This window comes from Acidobacteriota bacterium, assembly GCA_026393755.1.
GTDB lineage: Bacteria > Acidobacteriota > Vicinamibacteria > Vicinamibacterales > JAKQTR01 > JBAXOX01.
The window spans coordinates 53,791-70,724 of sequence record JAPKZO010000029.1 but is presented as its reverse complement, the minus strand read 5'-3'; the positions used below and the strand labels follow the sequence as shown (position 1 = coordinate 70,724).

The following is a 16,934-nucleotide window of genomic DNA, read 5'->3' as shown; positions in this document are numbered from 1 at the left end:
GCGGCCGACCGCCGCCCCCGGCGGCTGCGCGGGGAGCCGTGAGTGGGCTGGACAAAAGGCAGGCGCAGACGTAAAGGACGAAACGGCGGCTTCTCATGCGCGTACCATACCCGGTTTGCGTCTCGGGTGCGAGTGCTTCGGTTAGCGGTTGGAGGTTGCCTTGCGGTGCCGGAAACGACAGGATAGAAGACTCCGGCGAGCCGGGGTCCCGATGCCCCCGTCTGGCGGCCGTGACGTGAGGCGCGTGAGAACAGGGGCGCTGTTGTGGAGGGAAGGAATGTCGTGAAGGCTGTTATTCTCGCTGCCGGCAGAGGAAGCCGGCTCGACAGCCGCCCCGTCAGCAAGCCGCTGTGCCCGGTCAACGGCCGGGCCCTCATCGAGTGGGTGATACTGGCCGCCCACCAGGCGGGCATCGCGGAATTCGTCGTCGTGACGGGCTACGCCAGGGAGGCGCTCGAACGCCATCTGCGCGACTTCAGCCGCGGGCGGGATTTCAATATCACCTGTGTGCCCAACGACGACTGGGCGAAGGAGAACGGCCTGTCGGTCTGCGCAGCCCGCAACCACGTCGGCGATCGGTTTGTGCTGCTCATGTCCGATCACATCTTCGACGCGGACATTCTCGCCAGGTTGATCGCTCAACCGCTCGGCGACGCGGATCTCATGCTCGCCGTCGATGATCGCCTTCTGGGCAACCCGACAGTGGATCTTGACGACGTGACGAGGGTACTGGTCGAAGACGGCCTCATCTCAAAGATCGGGAAGGGCCTGCCCTCCTACAACGCGTTTGATACCGGCATCTTCTTCTGCACGTCCGCGCTGTTTGCGGCGCTCGGCGACAGTCAGCAGTCGGGCGACTTCAGCCTCACTGGTGGCGTGCGCGTCCTGGCGGAACGGCGGAGAGCCGGAGCGATGAACATCTTCGGAGGATTCTGGATCGACGTGGATGACGAACGCGCCCTCCAGAAAGCCGTGGTGCTCGCAACATCGTGAGACGACCTGGCGCGCGACAGGCGATCCAGGGTGCGCTGACCGCGGTCGGCCTCGCCCTCCTGCTGTACCTGATCTGGCGGATTGGCCTCGCGGCGGTCTGGGAGAATCTCACGCATTTCGGCTGGTGGCTCCTGCTGACCTGCGCGCTGGGAACCCTGTGGCTGTTTCTGCAGGCGTGCGCGTGGTGGAAGATTCAGGACACGTTCTTCGAACGGGTAGCGCTCTCGGAGCTGTTCAAGGTCAAGATCATCAGCGACGCGTTCAACCTGCTTCTTCCATCGGCCAGCATGGGGGGCGACGCCATGCGGGCCTTCATGATCAGGACGCAGGTGCCGCTACGCGTCGGTGTGCCGGCGGTCCTGTTCGACAAGACCGTCGAGATTGCGGCGTCGGTGGTGTTCCTCATCACTGGCCTGGCGCTGGGCCTGGTGTTCCTCCGCCTCCCGCAAACCCTGGTCATTCCGGCGGTGGTCAGCATCGCGGCGACCATCGTCGGCATCGTCCTGCTGGTTGTCGTTCAGCGACGCGGCGTCACCAGCAGTCTGCTGAAGCTCGGGGTCTTTTCTCCCAGCGCCATCGCGTGGATCACGAGCAAGCAGAGTCAGTTCCTCGCGATGGACGATAACTTCCGATTGCTTTATTCGGGAGGCGTGAGCCGGGCAGCGCTTCCGCTGCTGTTCCACCTGAGCGGAAGAGTGATCGGCGCTCTGGAGTTCATGATCGTCCTGGCCGTCCTCGGCGCACCCATCACTCTGGTTCAAGCCCTGTTCATCAGCACGATCGTGACAGTGGGCAACACGGTCTTCTTCCTGCTTCCTGGCCAATGGGGCGTGATGGAGAGCGTCCACATTCTGGTCGTGCAGAGCCTGGGCTATCCGCCGGCGGTGGGTCTCAGTCTGTCGATTATCAGGAGAATTCGACGGCTGGCGCTGGTCGGCGTGGCGCTGGTGCTCTTCGCGATGAGGCGGGACAAGGGAGCCTCGGCGCCGCAACCGTCCCTCTAATGCGCGTGGGTCTTCGGTGCCGGCGTCTGTCCAGGCATGAGCCCGGCAGCCGTGAGCAGCAGCGGCCCGAGCGCCTCAATCGCGACATCGCCGTGGTGCCCGTCGCCATTGCGGCGATTGCTCCACAACAGATAGTCCGTGTCGCCGCTGGTCGGCCTCATGGCATCGTACACGTGCGGCATGATAGGCACGTGATCCCCGTACCAGCAGACGTGAACGGGACGCGATCGGCTGTCCATCCAGCTCTTCAGGGTGGCCAGCATCCGGTCGGCGTTCTTCAGGTGACGCAAATAGACGGTCAGATCGTGGAGCGAAGATGACGGCGGCAGGTCGGCCATGAAGTCGGCGGCCTCTCCTGGCCGCACCGATTCCAGGTGCAGCGGGCCGTGGTTCTCCATGGTGATGGCAAAGACGAAGACAGGTCTGTCGCTCTGGTCGACCAGGCGTGTGATCGTGGCGGCAACGGCCGCGTCGCTGACGTAGGGTCCGAACCTGTCGCCGTGTGAGAACGACCGCACGTCGACAATCTCATCGAATCCGAGGTGAGGAAACACCTCGTCTCTCGCATAGAACGACGAGAGATAAGGGTGCACGCACACCGTCCGGTATCCCAACCCGCGCAAGTGGCCAACCAGCGTGACCAGCGGACGGCGTGCCAGCCAGCGGTACGGGTTGAAGCGATCGATGCCGAGCGTCTCGCTGGCCAGGCCTGAGAGAAACGAGAACTCCGTGCGCACGGTGTTGGCTCCCCACGCAGGAACCAGCAGCCGTCCCTCCGCGGCCGCCACGCGGCGGATGGCGTCGAAGTTCTCGAGCACGTCCGGGCGGACGCCTGCATAGAGGCGCCGGACATCAAAGAACGATTCGCTCTGGATCGCCACGATGTCGGGGCGATCGGCAGTCTGAACGCCGCCCGCGCTGAAGGGCGTGGGCACGGGTCCCACGCGCGGGCGTCGTTTCGCTCGACGATACAACCAGAAGTTCGCAACCAGCCCGTAGCGCCGAAGGTCGACCACCGGATCCAGCGTGGGTTCGCCAACGATCCGTCCGCCGGCCCAGACCAGCACTGCCCCGAGTATCGCACTCCCGGCGGCGAACACCGCGAGCCCCGCGTCGGGGAGGGAACGCCTCCAGTTCTGCTCCAGCCGCCAGAGGCCAAAAGCCGCGGCGAACGCCACGCCGCCGTACAGAAGGAACCGCGCGACTCCGAAAAACGGAACGTACAGGCGCGGGTGACGCATCGCGTAGGACACGAACTCGAAATCGGTGAAGATCAGCGGCTCTTTGAGCCGGTCGTGTTTGACGTTGCTGACGGTCACCATCAGCACCCAGAACGCCATGGCCAGCACGAGAACCAGAAGTGGCCGCTGAAACGCGACGAGCGGCACGCCCACCAGCAGCAGCCAGAGACCGAGATGAATGGCATAGGCGCCGGCTGGACGAGATGATAACTGCGGCCGCAGCGTGAGATAGGACTCCAGCACGAGGGTCAGGCCCCATCCGGCCGCGACGATCAGGAGAAGTTGTGCGCTGGTCATGCCATCAGGACTGAGTCCCGTCGATTAGACCACGAAAGTCGACGCGCGCCCTGTGTGGTTCTGACAATGCGGATCGCGCCCACGCTAGAAACAGACCCCTATCTCATACGAAAAGCGTGCCTCGTGCGTGTGCGCGGCGATCTCGTGAAAGCGGCCTCGCCGATCAATCCCTTCCACTTTCAGCATGCCAAAGACGGGCGTCCGCGGAATCCGGACTGACACGCTCGCCGCCGATACGAGGCGCGAGTCGGTCAGGCGGCTGTCATCCGTGATGTCGCCCTGGTAGCGGTCCAACCCCTGGATCGAGGCAAACCGGCGGTAATCGGCGTCGGCCGTCGCACGCCAGACACCCATCTCCGCTTCGGCGTGACCGATGAGCGTGGTGCCGAGTGCGTAATAGTACCCCCAGTTGTGCAGCGTCGTCTTGCTCCCCCACGTGGAGTGTGTCGCCGAGTACTGATTGAACGGCAACGAATTGACCATGCTGAAATTCAGCGCGGCGCCCAGATCGATTCGGGTTCGGAGTCTGCCGGCGTACGTGGTCAGACTCACGGTCGGCCCTGGAAAGTGGACTGACGACAGCTTGTCGGTGAATCGCGTGGGCTGCTCGCGTGGAAGCCACTTGTCCTTCATCCCGAGGTCGTGGCCGTCATACGGGGCGACGGGGATCTTCTGAACCATGTCCCACGCCACCTGGGCTCCGAGCCAGAGATCGTGCCCGTGCCGCAGGCCCTGACCGTCCTGGCGGATGTCCCTCCACCACCAGCCCAGCAGTGTGGTCCGCGCGCTAATCGAGAACTCCTCCACGTTGAGACCGAGCGCCTTGGCATCGAAATGAAACCCGCTGTCGATGGTGCCGTCGGTGCGCCCGCTGCCGGTGCCGGCCTTGCCGTAACCCGGCAGCGTGACCGTGCGCAGGTCGAGACTCAGGACGTTCTGCGTAGCGGCATCGCTGTCTGCCAGCGGCGCCCCACGCAGGCCTCCCGTGGAGAGCCTGAAATCGTGCCATTGATCGGTCGCCACGCGTGGCGGCCGGCCCTTGCCGTCAAGCAGGTCATTGATGGCGACGAGGGGATTGGTCGCCAGCTCGCCCAGACGATTGGCCAGGCCGTGGCGGTTGCGGAAGTGATTGCTGACCTGGAACAGCGATTCGGCAATCGGCACGGATCCAATCGCGGTGTACACGTGATCATTGATGGAGGAGATTTCCCGCCATTCAGCCCCGTATTCCCAGAGCAGCGATCCGCCTGCGGCAAACAGGAACGACCCGCCGGGCCCGAAACCGTTGCTGCGCGCAAAGGAGTAGTAAAGCGCGCCCGCCGCTCCGTGAGTCCAGTTGAGGCGGAAGTTGTTGGAGTCGAGTCGCAGCCCTTCGGAGGTGAACCACTTCCTGGTCTGGTCGCGCCACGTCAGCTTGAACTGCCAGTCCTCGATAAACGAGGCGTACTTGCGCCAGTAGTTCGACGCGGAGTACGAGAGAAAGCCTCCCATCTCCAGCATCGCGCGGCCCGTGTTCGCGCGGCGTCGCTGACCTGTGGGCGGTTCCGCCTGACTGTCCTTGTCGGGATCTGGCGGATCAAACGTGACGTTGGCCAGAAGCGAGCGTGGAACCGCGCGGGTGTCTGGGGTGTGTATGACGTCTATCGGGACTGGCGCCTGTGGAACGTCCGCCCGGGACGCCGCCGGTATGGCGGCGAGGACGCCGAGCACAAGACACACAACAGCCACCGGGGAGGTCTTGGGGCCGGGACTAATTACACGCACGGTCTTCGGGAAAGTACAGAATTGTAATCGGGCGGTATTCCGGGCCGCCGCACCTCTTGATATTACAATTTTGTAACGAAAGAAGCGTGCCGTCGATAATTCGTCCCGACCCCTGGCGCTCTCTGTGCGGAAATTCACTCCGGGAGTTATCTGCCTATGGCAAGGCCGTCCTTGCGCGGGTCGGAACCGGCCATCAGCACCCCCGTAACCGGATCGATAAGAATGCCCTGGAACCCGCCGAACGCGCCCTTGCGTTCGATGACGCGGTGCCCTCGGGACGTCAGCCCGTCCCGGGCCTCGCGCGACATCGCCGATTCGAGCGCCACGCCGCCGGCCATGTGCCTGAATCGCGGAGCCTCCCCCGCCTCCTGCACGTTCATGCCGAAGTCGATGATGTTGGCGAGCACCTGCACGTGCCCCTGTGGCTGCATGTCGCCGCCCATCACGCCGAACGAGAGCCAGGGCCGGCCGTCTTTCATGACCATCGCGGGCACCAGCGTGTGCATGGGCCGTTTGCCCGGCGCCACGCGGTCGGGATGCCCCGCGTCCAGCCTGAACCCGGCGCCTCGATCGTGCAATACGATGCCCGTGTCACCCGCTACAATTCCCGCCCCAAACGCTTCGTACAAAGACTGGATGAGCGAGATCGTGTTGCCCTGATCGTCGGCGGCCGTCAGGTAGATGGTGTCGCCGCGGTCGCGGCCGTCCCGGAAGTTGTCGTAGGGCGGAGTGGCGGCGCTGGCCGTCCCCGTCGCCGGAACCACGCCGGGCAGATAGTCGGCGGCCGAGTGCGCAGGATCAATCTCGCGCCGGCGCGTGGCGGCGTACTCCTTTGAGAGCAGCATGCGGAGTACCGCGTCGGGGACCGCCGCGGGATCGGCGAGGTAGGCACCACGATCGGCAAACGCGATCCGCTTAGCCTCGACCATCAGATGCAGATACGCCGCCGAGTTGTGGCCAAGCGCCTTGAGGTCGTAGCCCTCAATGATGTTCAGCATCTCGAGCGCGATGATGCCCTGGGTGTTGGGCGGCATCTCGAACACGTCGTACCCGCGATACGACGTTGAGATCGGCGTGACCCAGTCGGCTTTGTGCGCGGCCAGATCCTCGGCGGTGACAAATCCTTTGCGCCGCTCGAGGTCGGCGGCAATCGCTTTTCCGATGGCGCCTCGATAGAACGCGTCGCGCCCATCGCGCGCGATGAGCTCGAGCGACGCGGCCAGCTTCGGATTCCTGAAGATCTGCCCGGTGCGCGGCGCATGACCGCCCGGAAGAAACACGCTGGCCGCCGCCGGATCCTGCGCCAGGATCGTCTCGACCTCCAGCCACTGCTGCGCGATGATCTCCGACACGGCAAACCCGTCTCTCGCGTACCCGATGGCCGGCGCGAGCGCTTTCGCAAGCGTGATGGTGCCGTGCCGCTTCAGCAGCTCGCTCCACCCGTCGACCACGCCCGGCACGGTGACGGCCAACGGCCCCCGATTCGGAACCTCCTTCAGCCCGCGCGCAGCAAAGGCCTCCGGCGTGGCCAGCCGCCCGGCGCGGCCGCTCGAATTGAGCCCCTGAAGCGCCTTGGTTTTCCCGTTGTAGACGATGGCGAACAGATCGCCGCCAACCCCGTTCATGGTGGGCTCCACGACGGCGAGGACGGCGGCGGCCGTCACCGCCGCATCAATCGCGTTGCCTCCCGATTCGAGCACGGCAAGCCCCGCAGCGGAGGCCAGCGGCTGACTGGTGGCAATCGCCCCTCGGCGAGCCATGACGACCGACCGCGTCGCATGCGGATTCGACGCGGGTCGGTCGCCTGGAAATTGGGCCTGGCTCGTGCACGTCACGACGGCAAGGATAGCAACAACCATGGCGACACGCACGGCAGACTCCTTTGCTTCTTACTTCTTACTTCTTCTTGCGTGTCGCCGATTCGAGCAGCGCTTTGAACGCGGCGTCGTCGGTCTTGAAGTCGGTGGCAGCCTGGCCGACCCGCGTGATCCGGATGCTCCTGATCGGATCGGCCTTCTTGATGTCCTTCAATGCGCTGGCCCCCGCGACGACCTTCCCGATCGCAGTGAATTTTCTGTCGAGCCCCGCATTCTTCTCGAGCGTGACATAGAACGCGTTCGGCGCCGACACGCCAATGATGCCTGCCGCGTCGTGCTTGAGCGCGGCGTTAGTTGCTTTCGGCAGGTTCAATACCGCGACGGACTTCTGAATCTCGGACGCGATCACGCCCTGGATCTGGGTCTTCGTCACGTCGACTTTGCCAATCGGCGGAGCCTCCGGCCCGCCGCCGCGCCCACCACCGCCGCCGCGTCCCCCGCCGGCCGGCGGTGTCTTGCCTTCAACCGTGCGGATGAAGTTGGCCACCTGCACAGGCGCATTCACGAAATCAAGCGTGGTCATGAACTGCTTCTGCGCGTCGCCGGCCCCGACCGTGATGCTGGCGTACAACCCGTCAGGCAGATAGACGCCGTCGCGCGTCAGCGGCTTGTCGAGATTCGCCACGCCGTAGACCATGACAGCGGTCGCCAGCGCCGACCACTGCTGATGTTCGGCGTAGGGCGTCAGCTCGCTGTAGAGATCGTTCAGCGTGTGCCACGCGTAGCTGTAGGTGTAGTTGACGTCCTTGCCATCCGGTCCCGGCCGCGCACTGGTCGACTGGAGCTGAAGGATCGGCACGCTGTCGACCTCAAAGGCCCTCGAATCCGTGCTGCTCGGCGTCGTGGCGTGGGCTCGCGGAAGCGTCTTCTGGAGCTTGAACGGCCACCTCGGATTGAGGTTCGCGAGCGGAGCGGTGATCTTCTGGAAATCCGCGTACCACGTCTCCGGCACAGACACGCCGGTGATGGCGTACGGTGTCGAGTCCGACTCGGTCATGAAGACGATCTTGTCGTGCAGTTCCGGGTGCCGCTTGAGCCACGCTTGCGACCCGACCAGCCCGTTCTCTTCTGCCGCAAATGCGATGAAGATGATCGATCGCTTCGGCTTGGCGCCCGATGCGGCGATGAGACGAATCGCCTCTACGCCTGGTCCAAATCCGGATCCGTCGTCGACGCCGCCGGTGCCGGAGCTGAAGCAGTCGAAGTGCGCACCGATGACGATGTACTCATCGGGATACGTCGTGCCCTTCAGGGTGGCGACGACGTTGTGGTACTTGATCGGCCCCATCTTGAACCAGTTGCGGACGTCGAATTCGAGGACGACCGGCTGCTTCTTCTCGACGAGCGTCTTGATCTCGTCGTACTGGGTGTCAAGAAGCTTGATGTCGGGCAGCACCGGGAGCTTGTCCCACGAGGCGGCGTAGCCGTCGAGCATGCTGAGTGGCGGCTCTGAATTGTTGCCAGGTTGGGCTGACGCGGGCGGCTTGGACGACTGAATGGTCCCGAGCGCACCAGCATCGATGAGCGCCTTGGTGAGTGCGGGCACCATCTCGGCGTCCAGGTACTCCGACGATCCGTCCGCGAGTTTGGTGCCGCGGCGGCCGTCGCGGCCGAAGCCCGAGTTGCCCCCAATCAGCACCCACGCACCCTTGAATGCGGCCTTGTTGGCGTTGATCTCGGCAAGGCCAGCCTGAACGGCCGTACGCTTCTTGTCGAAATTCTCCTTGCTCACCGGCTGAGTGGCTGTCGCGCGGCCGGGCACCGAAAACGGGTCGGCCTTGAGAATGACGACGGGCCCGCGCTGACTGCCCTTGGTGCCGGCCGTGAAGCTCGGCGTCCCGAATCGCAGCGCCTTCTCGGCCGGCTTGAGCATCTTGCCGAACCACGGCCCGCGGTTGAAGCCGACCGGGATTTCGCCAACCTCCTCGAGTTGCGCGTCGAGCCCGAACTGCTTGAACTGCCACACGGCCCACTGGGTGGCATCGGTGTACGCGTTGGTGCCGGTTTCCCGACCGCCAAACCGGTTGCTCGCGTAGTCGTTCCAGGTCATCGCCTGGTTGTCTTTGGTGCCCAGTTCGATGATCTTGCGGACAACCGGATCGTCCTGTCCTTGCGCGAAGGCCTGGAAGCCGATCGCGGCACCGGCGGCCATCAATCCACAGATCAGCCATCTCAACGTGCGTGTCTTCATCAATCCTCCGATACGTGCAGAAACATCATGGCTTCACGGTCTTCAGCTGCACCGTTGCGGTCTGGCCCGCGGTCACCGTGAAGAACGTCGCGCGGGATTGCAGCTTCTCGAGCGTCTCTGGATCATATGCGGGACCGGTCGTGCCGGTGCTCGATTCGAACGCAATCGCTCCGTACCGTCCGGGGACCAGCGGGCCGCCGATGATCCGGCCGGGTTCCGTCGGAGGCGCCGGGATCGAGGTGCTCGATCCGGAAACTGCCGTCGGCAAGGGCGCGGACGGCGCGTTGAGGGCCGTGCCGCTCACGGTTCGCGTCACGCGGACGTAGGGCGACCCCTCAAACCATCGCGCGGGATCGTCACTGAAGATGATGACGTCGACACCGGACGCGGGCTCGCCACGGGAATCGGTGACGCGGCCTTCGAACGTGCCCGTGTCCGTCGTCACGACGATGTCGATATCGGTGATGTGCTCCGTGCCGTCCAGCTCCAACGGGGTTGCCATAATGTCCTGACCTCCCCGGCGGACCGACTTCAGAACGGCCCCACGGCCCGAGGCGAACAGTCTCACGAACCCGCGAAGGCCGGTCAGTTCGAACGTGCCATCATCAGCCATCGGCGCCGGCCGGCCCGTCGACGTACCTGGTGAGAAAGGGGTTGAGGGGTTGACGGTGGAGCGGGCGCTGACCATAATCCGCGCCTGGGTGGTCACCGGTTGCGATCCGATGCTCGTGGTCACCCTGGTCGTCAACTCAGGCATCTTCCCTTCCACAACGACCCTGCCAGATATGGTGGCCCCCTTGTTCAACTGGAGACTGACCGTCACCTCGTCTCCGTTGACACTCACCGACGCAACCGCGCTCTCGCTCACGCCACCGCCGGCCGGGCCGCCGCTTTGCGTCTGGCTGGCCACCACGTAGTAATCGCCTGGCGGAAGATCTGAAGACATGAAGGAGCCGTCGGGCCGTCGTGGCACGCCACGGTTTACCTGGTAGGAATTGTCGCGGGACGTCAGGAAGATGCTGCCGCTGCGCTGCGCGAGCGGAATGCCTGACGAATCCAACACTGTTCCGGTGATGCGCCCCATCTTCGCGCGCAGCAGGGTGATGTCGACACTCGGCGTGTCCTGCCCGGCGCGCACCGTGACGAGGCGCGCGCCTCCCATCGAGGCTGCCCCTGGATAGAATGTCGGGGCAAACCCGAAAGTCTGCCCTTCGCGTTCATACGTCGAAGGCGCGTAGGAGTACGGCATGAAGGAGGCGGAGACGTAGTAGTCGCCAGGGGGCACGTCCCACAGCCGATACTCGCCGAGATCGTTCGTCATGTTGAAGCCGCCGCCGCCTGTCGGCACGAGGCGCCGGACTCCCCCGGTGCTCACCCACCGCGATGCCAGCAGTTGGGCGCGAGGCAACGGGTCGCCGGTCTCATCGAATACCTTTCCCGTTATCGCACCCGTCCGCTCCATGCGGAGTGTGACGGTCGCCGATCCGTTGTCGGCCAGTCGCACGGGCTCGATCTGAGACGGGGCGCTGAAACCCGAGACGGAGTTTACGGACAGCGTGAACCGGCCGGCAGGCAAACCGATGAACTCGAATCGGCCGGCTCCGTCGGTCTCGGTCTGCTTCTCGACCGTGCCTGGCGGCGGACCACTGGCTGCTCCCCTCGGCGGAAGCTGCGCGCCCGGGCTGGGTGTTCCCGATGACGGTTGAGGGATCATGGAGAGCAAAGCCCCGGCGGAACCCCTACCGGTCGACGGATCCTGGAGAGCATCGCCTCTCAACATGACGGTCGCCCGCTTGACGGGCGCCCCATTGCCGGCAGCGACGATCTGGCCGCTGATCTTGCCGGTTCCGGTCGGCTTGACCGGAGCCACGGTGCCGGTTGGAGGGTTCTGTGGGGCCGCCCGCGGGTCGGCCTGGCCCCACACGTCAGCGACCAGCCAGCCCGAGAACCCGACCACCCCCCAGATCACGGCTAACGCTTGGACATGCCAGAATCTCTTCATGTGGCCCCCACGGCCGCGTATGTTAGCGCAAATTGTCGCTCCGGATGCCGCCAACCCCCGCATCCCTTCGGGTACAATCTGCCCGGGATCCGAGCGCGACTGAGTCGGGGAGCCGGAATCCAGATCGGGGAGGTCCTCCATGCGGACGGGAAGAAACCAGCGAAGCGCTGTTCTCGCGGCCGTCCTGACGACGCTGTTAACGGGACACGGCCTGGCTCAGCCGCAGAGGGTGCCAGGGGCGATCCGGGTGCAAGTCACACTCGTGCCCATCAACGTCATCGTCACCGATCAGAACGACAAACCGGTTACTGATCTGACGAGCGACGACTTCGTCATTCTGGAGGACGGGGTCAGGCAGGCCGTCGCCCACTTCTCGCTGCAGACGCTGGTTGCCGCCGCTCCTGAACAAACGGCCACCAGGGCACTGCTGCGCAAGGTTCCGACTGCCTCGCTCGAAGCCCAGACGCGGCGGACTTTCGTCATCGTGCTTGGACGGGGCAGACTGCAACAGCCATCAAAGGCCGTCGACCGACTGATCGATTTCGTGAAGGGGTCGTTGCTGCCCCAGGACATGGTGGCGGTCATGGGATGGAATCGGGCGACCGATTTCACGACGGACCACGGACAAGTCGTCCAGGTGCTGGAACGGTTCAAGAAGTACCACGAGGGGGTCGAAGCCAGGATGGCCCTGCGCTTCAGCGGGCTGGCCGCGATCTACGGCAGCAAGGAGATTCCTAAGAACCTCCAGCCGGACATCGACAGGATCTTCGTTGTTCCTGGCGCCCTGACGGCGCGTCAGGTGCCGCCGGGCAATGTGACCGACGCGAGCCGGATCAAGGACGACGTGCGCCAGGCTACGGGCGGCCTGCAGCGCATGGAAGCCGATACCGCGGGCACGATGTCGGCGCTCGATCAACTTCAGGTCGATTCACTCACCGATCTTTCGTTCGACGACTATGTCTCGTCACAGTCACAGACGATGCAGGACGTGCAGAATCTGTATACCGCCGTCGAGTACCTGCGCTACATGGATGGCGAGAAGCACCTGCTGTTTTTCACCGAGCAGGGCCTGTTTCTGCCGCGTCTCGAGAACGACAAGAGCCTGGCCGCCATGGCCAACGATGCGCGTGTTGCGATCGACACGTTTCAGACCGGCGGCGTCGACGCGTCGGGGCTGCCTTCGGCGGCCACGCCACCGCCGATGGTCGGGGCTATGGGCGGGCGGGGTGGGGCGGGCGGCGGTCAACAGCCGCGCGCCGGCAATGCCAGCCGTCTGTTCGCACTCTCGAGCCTGCGGAACATCAGCATGATGACGGGGGGGCGTGCATCAATCCACGGCGACATCGGCCAGGCGCTCTCGACGGTCGATGAGGTGACGCGTATCGAGTACCTGCTTGGATACTACCCAAGCAAGACCAATTGGGACGGGAAGTACCGCAACGTGGTCGTGCGCGTGAGACGGCCCGGACTGAAGGTGTCGTATCGGCGGGGCTACTACGCAAGGGAATCGCTCCAGCCGTTCGATCGCAAGGCGTTCCTTTCCTACAGCCGCATCGCGGCAGCAGCTCAGTACGATCTCGAGGTCAAGGACCTCAAGGTCAAAGCGAAGGCGACGACTGTCGCCGCGGCGAGCGGCGGTCAGGAGGTCCAGGTCGACCTGGCGATTGACGCGTCGAGAGTCCCGTTCAAGGAGGAAGACGGCCTCCACAAGGCGACGCTCCAGCTCACGACCTTCTATGGTGATGCGCGCGGCCGATTTCTTGGCGACGCGTGGCAGACGTTGGATCTGAATCTGCGGCCGGCCACGTGGGAACGCGTCAAGAAGGAGGGCATCGTGTGCTCGACGCGCGTCCCGCTGAGGGTGCAGGGCCAGACCTTCAAGATTGTCGTCTATAGCTACGAGGCGGACCTGGTCGGCAGCGTGACGACGAAGTTGAAGAACTAGAGGCGCGGTGTCAGAACCCGTTCCAGCGGCGAAGCAGCCAGCCGCGTGCGCGGGTTCTGACACCGTCCCCAGTAAGACCTACTTGAAGAGCGGATCCGGACTCACAGTCATCTTTTTGGTGGCGATCTCCTTGCCGTCCACCGCAAAGGTCACTTTGTAGACCCCGGCGTCCACCATCATGCCGCCGCCGCCCCGGCCGCCGCCACCACCGCCGCCCGCTCCGCCACGGCCGCCGGCCGCCGGCGCGCCTGCCGCAACGCGGTTGAGGCCCCAGAACACCTTCTGGAGTCCTTTCTTGATGCTCGGCCTCAAGGCTTCCGCCGAACTCTGCGAGAGCTCCGCGATCTGGTTACCCTCCAGGTCCTTGATGGTCACCGTGACCGTCTTCGCGTCGGCCTTCAGGTAGTAGTAGATGTTCTGGCCAACGCGCGGATTGTCGGCCTTCGCCATCTCGCCCAGCGTGTCGCCACGGCGTTCGAACCGATTCCACTTGACCGTGTTCTTGATGTCGAACAGGTACGCGTTCTGTTGAAAGACATCGGCCTTGAATTCCTTGATCGGACCGATGTCCACGATATAGAAACCGCGGCCGTAGGTCGCAATGGCCATCTCGCGATCGCGCTTCTGGATCGCCATGTCGCGGATGACTGTGTTCGGAGCGCTCGTCGAGAACGCCGTCCACGCCTTACCCTCATCGATCGTCACGAAGATCCCCTTCTCGGTCCCGAGGTACAGGACGCTGGCGTTCTCCGGATCCTGTTCGACGTCGAAGATGGCGGCATCCATCCCGCCGCTGATGTTCGTCCACGTCTTGCCGAGATCTTTCGTGACAAACAGCCACGTCTTGTCCTCGCTGTGGGAGCGGTAGCCGCTGAATCCGAGGTACGCGGTGTTCTCATCGAACGCCGACGCCACGACCCGCTTCACCCAGCGGTCGCACGGGATGAGGTCGCCTTTAACTCCGGCTTTCGGCTTGCACCCTGCGTCGTAGAACTGGTCGGTGATGGAGACCCACTTGTTGCCGCCATCCGACGTCACCCACACGTTGCCATCGTCGGTGCCCGCCCACAGCAGGCCCGGTTTGCGCGGCGACTCCGACACTGTGTAAACCGTCGCCCACTGAAGGTTGGTCTTCCTGGCTTCGTCCAGTTTCGTCTTGTCCGCCTTCGACAGATCGGGACTGATCCGCACGAAGGTGCCTTGCGCGCCGCGGCTGACCGACTTCCACACGTACTGCGACGCGATGTAGACGATGCCCGGATTGTGGGGCGACAGGACGATTGGCGCGTTCCACTGGTAGCGGAGCGCGGGCTCGCCGGCCGCTGTCTGCTGCGGCGTCAGCCGCACCGCGAGCGTCGACGCCTCACCCGTGTTGAGGTTCATCCGGCTCGACCCGCCGAACTGGCTCTCGTAATAGATGTACTCAGGATTCCACCAGTCGCGGACGACGTAGAACGCGTCTCCCGTCGGCAGATAGGTCCAGTCGTTGCCGAACAGGCCGTAGCTGTTGCGGTTCTGCGACGGCCCGAGCCACGCGCCGTTGTCCTGGGTGCCCCCCATGAGGTTGTACGGCATCTCGTTGTCCACCGACACGTCGTAGAACTGCTGAACGTTGATGGTGCTCTTCTGGCTCCAGTGTTCGCCGCCATCCCAGCTTTCCGACAGACCGCCGTCGTTGCCGCTCAGGATGTGCTGGCCGTTGAGCGGATCGGCCCACACCACGCGGTGGTCGACATGCGTCTTTCCATTGCCGCGGTCCCACTGCGCAACCGTGAGCGTCTTGCCGGCGTCCTTTGACACCGTCGTGTTCGTGTCGCCGCAGTAGAGAACCTTGTCGTCCGTCTGGTCGACCCAGATGCGGCCGTAGTACCCGCCCTCGGTCTGGTTCACCTGGGCGCTTCCAACCTGGGCGGCGCCGCGGCCTGCTGGCTGCGTTGCGGCAACTGCGCTGGCGGGTGTCGGTGTCGCCTGTCCGCGACCAGCGGGCTGTGCCGGCGGCAACTGAGGGTTCACGATCGCGGGGGACTTGATCACTGGCGGCGTCTGCTGCTGAATGCCCAGGGCTTCGCGTGTTTCGTTGGTTTCATCCTCGCGCGCCTGCGCGGCGGCGTCGAGATCGCTGTCATTCACCTGCGGGACCGGCGGTCCTGCCGGCGCCGCCACCTTGTATTCCGTCATCCGCTTCCAGGTCCTGCCCTGGTCGTCGGTGCGGTAGATCATGCCGTTCATCTTGACCGGCGCGATGTTGGCCAGCGCGCCCGAGTAGAGAATCTCGAGCACGTGGCGGTTGATGAGCTGGAATCGTCCCTTGGCCTCGGATGAATCTGCGGCCGCCGCAGGCTTGGCCATCAGCTTGGTCATTTCCGTGATGTTAAGCATCAGATCCTTGTCCGATGCCAGCGCCTTCCTGGCTGCTGCCTGAAGTTTCGCCACGTCCACGCCGCTCCTGGTCACGAAGTCCTTGTCTCCAACCAGCGCGTTGAACTTGGTCACCAGGTCCGCTTCGGTCGCGCCGGTGACCGGCACGAACTTCGGCGCCAGCGCGGCCAGTTCCGCGTTGATCGTAAAGCCCTTGAACTTCTCGATCGTGAATCCGTCGCCGAACAAAACCGTGCCCATCGCGCCGCCGCGCCCGCCGCCACCACCTCCACCCCCGCGCCCGCTCGCCGCCGAGGCGGCACGGAAGTTGGCCACGCCGTCGCCTTCGCGGAAGCCAACGACGATTTCCTCGTCCATCCGCGCGTACACGATCTTCGGGTTCTTCTCGAAGATTGTCAGGCCTGTCCGCCCGGTTGGCGTGCCCTGAGCAGGCAAGCCGCCCGCCAGCCGGCTCCACGTCTTGCCGCCGTCGGTCGTCTTGAACAGGCCGTTGTCTGCATCTCGATCGTCGTACGTCCATGCACGGCGATAGTGCTTGTAGGCTGAGGCGATGACGATGTTCGAATTCTGAGGGTCGATGACAAAGTCGCCAACGCCCCGGTCCTTCATCGGCCCGAGATTGGTCCACGTCTTTCCGCCGTTGATGCTCTTGAACAGACCGCGCTCGCAGTCCATGTCGTTGGAGTAGAGCTTGCCTTCGGCTGCCGCGTACACGATGTCCGGGTTCCTGGAGTCCACGGCGATCATCGGGATGAAGTAGCTCTTCTCGAGTCCAATGTGCGTCCACGTCTTGCCTGCGTCAGTGGACTTCCACATGCCGTTGCCGTGCGTGCTCGCGCGCGCATGCATCGGCTCCCCGGTCCCCAGATACAGAATGTTCTGGTTGGAGGGCGCAATCGCCATCCAGCCCATACTCTCGGTGCCGTACTTCTCGAAGATCGGCTCGAAGTGAATGCCGCCGTCGATGGTCTTCCAGACGCCGCCGGTGCCGCCCAGCACGTAGTACGTCTGGCTCTGGCCGCGGGGAACGGCGATGCCCGAGATGCGTCCCGAGAAGGTCATCGGCCCGACCCAGCGCCAGCCGAACTGGTTGAAGTCGTCTGCGGTGACCGGGCTCTGAGGTGCGTTCTGGGCGTAGTCAAGTGCGCCCAAAATGCAGACGAGTGACAGAAGAGAGACGAAGAAGTGCGTTCGCGATGATCTGAACACTGATCCTCCTTGGTGCGACGACTCGCAATGAC

General features: G+C 64.3%; 9 protein-coding genes. 3 read left to right on the top strand and 6 right to left on the bottom strand.

What is annotated here, in order from left to right; translation table 11 throughout:
• The first annotated feature begins 282 nt into the window (after positions 1-282).
• Together NTV05_12630 and NTV05_12625 are read left to right on the top strand one after the other, a co-directional pair.
• Positions 283-993: an NTP transferase domain-containing protein gene (locus tag NTV05_12630; protein ID MCX6545240.1), complete on the top strand. Its 711-nt coding sequence runs from the start codon at positions 283-285 to the stop codon at positions 991-993.
• The gene (locus tag NTV05_12625) at positions 990-1,997 is read left to right on the top strand and encodes a lysylphosphatidylglycerol synthase transmembrane domain-containing protein (protein MCX6545239.1); all 1,008 of its coding nucleotides are present in this window, start codon (positions 990-992) and stop codon (positions 1,995-1,997) included. Before NTV05_12630 ends, NTV05_12625 begins: the two co-directional genes overlap by 4 nt.
• Here NTV05_12625 and NTV05_12620 read toward each other — a convergent pair.
• The 5 genes from NTV05_12620 to NTV05_12600 form a co-directional block, all read right to left on the bottom strand.
• Positions 1,994-3,535 (bottom strand): LTA synthase family protein, encoded by a 1,542-nt coding sequence (locus tag NTV05_12620; protein MCX6545238.1) that lies wholly within the window; start codon positions 3,533-3,535, stop codon positions 1,994-1,996. The genes NTV05_12625 and NTV05_12620 overlap by 4 nt on opposite strands.
• Before the next feature lie 84 nt (positions 3,536-3,619).
• On the bottom strand, positions 3,620-5,263 hold the full coding sequence (locus NTV05_12615) for a DUF3943 domain-containing protein (GenBank protein ID MCX6545237.1): 1,644 nt from the start codon (positions 5,261-5,263) through the stop codon (positions 3,620-3,622).
• Positions 5,264-5,445: 182 nt separating this feature from the next.
• On the bottom strand, positions 5,446-7,170 hold the full coding sequence (gene ggt, locus NTV05_12610; GenBank protein ID MCX6545236.1) for a gamma-glutamyltransferase: 1,725 nt from the start codon (positions 7,168-7,170) through the stop codon (positions 5,446-5,448).
• Positions 7,171-7,195: 25 nt separating this feature from the next.
• Positions 7,196-9,367, bottom strand: coding sequence for a M28 family peptidase (locus tag NTV05_12605; protein MCX6545235.1), 2,172 nt, complete (start codon positions 9,365-9,367; stop codon positions 7,196-7,198).
• 25 nt (positions 9,368-9,392) lie between these two features.
• Positions 9,393-11,369: a carboxypeptidase-like regulatory domain-containing protein gene (locus NTV05_12600; GenBank protein MCX6545234.1), complete on the bottom strand. Its 1,977-nt coding sequence runs from the start codon at positions 11,367-11,369 to the stop codon at positions 9,393-9,395.
• 139 nt (positions 11,370-11,508) lie between these two features.
• Here NTV05_12600 and NTV05_12595 point away from each other — a divergent pair, with 139 nt between their 5' ends.
• Complete coding sequence (locus tag NTV05_12595; GenBank protein ID MCX6545233.1) at positions 11,509-13,314, top strand: VWA domain-containing protein; 1,806 nt, start codon at positions 11,509-11,511, stop codon at positions 13,312-13,314.
• A 78-nt stretch (positions 13,315-13,392) separates the two neighbouring features.
• Here the strand turns inward: NTV05_12595 and NTV05_12590 are convergent, their stop codons facing one another.
• A complete protein-coding gene (locus NTV05_12590; protein MCX6545232.1) occupies positions 13,393-16,902 on the bottom strand; it encodes a hypothetical protein in 3,510 nt (1,169 codons plus the stop codon).
• Between the last annotated feature and the right edge of the window lie 32 nt (positions 16,903-16,934).

What these genes read in the sequence shown, in the direction of transcription:
- NTV05_12620 (MCX6545238.1), bottom strand. Translation starts at nt 3,535, where the DNA reads ATGACCAGCGCACAACTTCTCCTGATCGTCGCGGCCGGATGGGGCCTG.
- NTV05_12595 (MCX6545233.1), top strand. Translation starts at nt 11,509, where the DNA reads ATGCGGACGGGAAGAAACCAGCGAAGCGCTGTTCTCGCGGCCGTCCTG.
- NTV05_12605 (MCX6545235.1), bottom strand. Translation starts at nt 9,367, where the DNA reads ATGAAGACACGCACGTTGAGATGGCTGATCTGTGGATTGATGGCCGCC.
- NTV05_12600 (MCX6545234.1), bottom strand. Translation starts at nt 11,369, where the DNA reads ATGAAGAGATTCTGGCATGTCCAAGCGTTAGCCGTGATCTGGGGGGTG.